This window comes from Streptomyces sp. NPDC058964, from assembly GCF_042741275.1.
Lineage (GTDB): Bacteria > Actinomycetota > Actinomycetes > Streptomycetales > Streptomycetaceae > Streptomyces.
The window spans coordinates 1-2464 of the sequence record NZ_JBHYKH010000823.1; the positions used below are offsets into that span (position 1 = coordinate 1).

General features: G+C 75.9%; 2 protein-coding genes. Both read right to left on the reverse strand.

Annotated elements, in window-relative coordinates; genetic code table 11:
• Window positions 1-846 (reverse strand): LuxR C-terminal-related transcriptional regulator (locus ACFW2E_RS45220; protein WP_384477551.1); only part of this gene is annotated, 846 nt, incomplete at its 3' end.
• 100 nt (window positions 847-946) lie between these two features.
• Window positions 947-2464: hypothetical protein (locus tag ACFW2E_RS45225; protein ID WP_384477554.1), on the reverse strand; the 1518-nt coding region annotated here is incomplete at its 5' end.

Here is a 2464-nt window from a genome sequence, read left to right on the forward strand (position 1 = left end):
CCGACAGCTGGGGCCGGACTTCCCCGGCCGTGGCCCGGCGGGTGCGCCGCCGGGCCACGGGACCAGGCCGATCTGCTGGGCGCGGAGCACGGTGCCGACGCGGTCCCGGGTGCCGAGCTTGCGGTAGATGTTCTCCACGTGCTTGTGCACCGTGCGGTCGGATATGCCGAGGCGGCGGCCGATGGCGGCGGCGGTCAGGGCGTCCGCGAGGAGCAGCAGGACGGTCGTCTCCCGAGGGGTCAGGGCGCACTCCTGAGCCAGCTCGTGGGGAGCGCCCGGCGCGTCCCCCGCAACGAGGAGCCGCCGCTGCCAGTGATCCAGGAGCTGACGCTGCTGCTCGACGGCGGCCAGCAGCGGCTGTGCGCGGCGGGCGGCCCGGATGTCGTCGTCGGTGAAGTCCGTACCGGAGCGGAAGACCAGGAACCCGGTGATCGGAGTACTCGTCTGCGGCAGCGGGACCCCCAGGACGTGATGCGTGTCCAGGATCCTGCGCAGCATCCGCGCGGTCGGGCTCGTCGGCCACGACGGTCCGGCCACCCGGCGTGCGGAGACCGGGACCCTCTCGGGTCCGGCCGAGTAGAGGGCCGCGAAGGGGTAGCCCGAGCGCAGGAGCGCCATGTCCTGCTCCCCGAGCGTGCGGAACTCCGCGGCCGCACCCGGCGAGACCCGGACGGTGCCCTCGGTCTCGCTCCAGTCGTCCAGCTTGTAGATCAGCGCCTCCCCGCCGCACAGGCCGGGCAGGGCCGCGGCCAGCAGCGGCCACAGACGTTCCGGATCGCGCTCGTGGAGCGCTGCGACGGCCACCGACACCATGCGTTCGTAAGCCCCGTCCGGCGTAGGTGTCACCGCTTCCTCTCCGCTCGTTCGCGTACGCAGTTGTACCCATACCCGTGCGGCACTCCGAGACCCAGAATTCAACCGAGCAGCATCACGTTCCCGGATGTACTCACCGGGCGCGGGCCGCCGGCACGGGGGAGCGGCGGCCCGCACCCCACGCCTCGGCACACAGTGCCCGGTCGACCTCGTCGGTGTAGACGGCGGCGGCCAGCCAGGCGCGGGCGAAGCGGTCCGTGTCGGCGGGGAGGAGCCGGCCGAAAGGGTCACGGGAACGGTCCGCCGCGGCCGAGTGCAGCTCGTCCAGCAGATCGCCCGCGGTCGCCATGCCGTGCCCGCGCAGACGTGAGCCGTCCGCGGCGCCGTTCCCCGGGAAGGCGAGCACCTGCCGGCCCCCGGAGGCGGCCTGCTGGACCCGGCGCCGCAGCAGGTACAGCGGGGCCTCGTCGGGAGCGGCCAGGACCGCCCCGGCGGGCGGTGCGGTCACGCTGGGCAGGTCGGCGTGCTGGAGGCGGTCCAGCCCCAGGTCGAGACGCGTCCCTGGATCCCTCGGATGGTCGGCCGCCAGGAGCAGGGCCCGGGGGTGCGGGGCCGGGGTGAGGCGGGCGACGACCCGCAGCCGGCTGCCACGGGCGGCGGCCAGCAGACGGAGGTTGTCGCGGCAGGGGAGCGCGGCGTCGTCGTGCGCCGCGACCAGCCGGAGCGTCAGCCCGTCGCAGTCGGCGAGCAGGCGGTCGCCCGCCGCCTCACGGACCGTGCCGGTGAGGGTGACCTCGAGGAACAGGAGGTCGTGGCCGCCGCCCAGGGCGCGGGTGACCTGCTCGGCGACGGGTACGGCCCAGAGCCGGTCGACAGGCTCACCGCGCCAGTCGGCACCGGACGCCCGGACCGCACGTACACCCGCCCCGGCACCCAGCCGACCCGTCGGGGAGACCGTGGCACCGGACACGGCGAGTCCCGCACGCGACAACTCACGGTGGCTCAGGGCCGTGTCACCGATGCGCACGGCACGGTCGGCCGCGCCCACGGCCCGCCCGGAGCCGCCCGGCGCCACGTCGGAGACCGTGTAGAGGCGGCCCTCGGCGTCGGCGGTCCAGGTGACGGCGCCCGCGTAGCCGCTCGCCGTCAGCACCGGCTCGGAGAACAGACCGTACAGACGCAGCGAGCCGTCCGGGGTGTACGGCTGCCGTGCGGCACCGCGCACCGCGGCCAGTTCCGGGCCGGTGGCGTACGGGACGCGGTGGGCGACGGTCAGAACCTCGCGCAGGGTGGCGACGAGGTCGGTGAGGCGGTACGCCGGGTCCGCCGAGCGGGCAGAGCGCAACGCGGTGACCACGGAGACGGCCGTGGCGGCCGCCTTCGGGAGTCCGGCCAGCCGCGCGGTGTGCGCCGCGCGCAGCAGTTCCGACTGGAGCACCGCGCCGGAGCCGTCGGTACCTGCGTCGAGCACGGCGGCCGCCGCGTCGAAGAGCGCCCGCGCGGCGCCACGCTGGCCGGGGGTGGCCGTCTCGGGCCCGGCCGGGGGAGCCGCCTCAGCGGACTCGCCTGTCCCTTCCCCCGCCCCATCCCCATACCCCGTCCCGGTCCCAGTCCCGGTCCCGTGCCGGTGGGGGGGGGCCCGGGCCGGGTG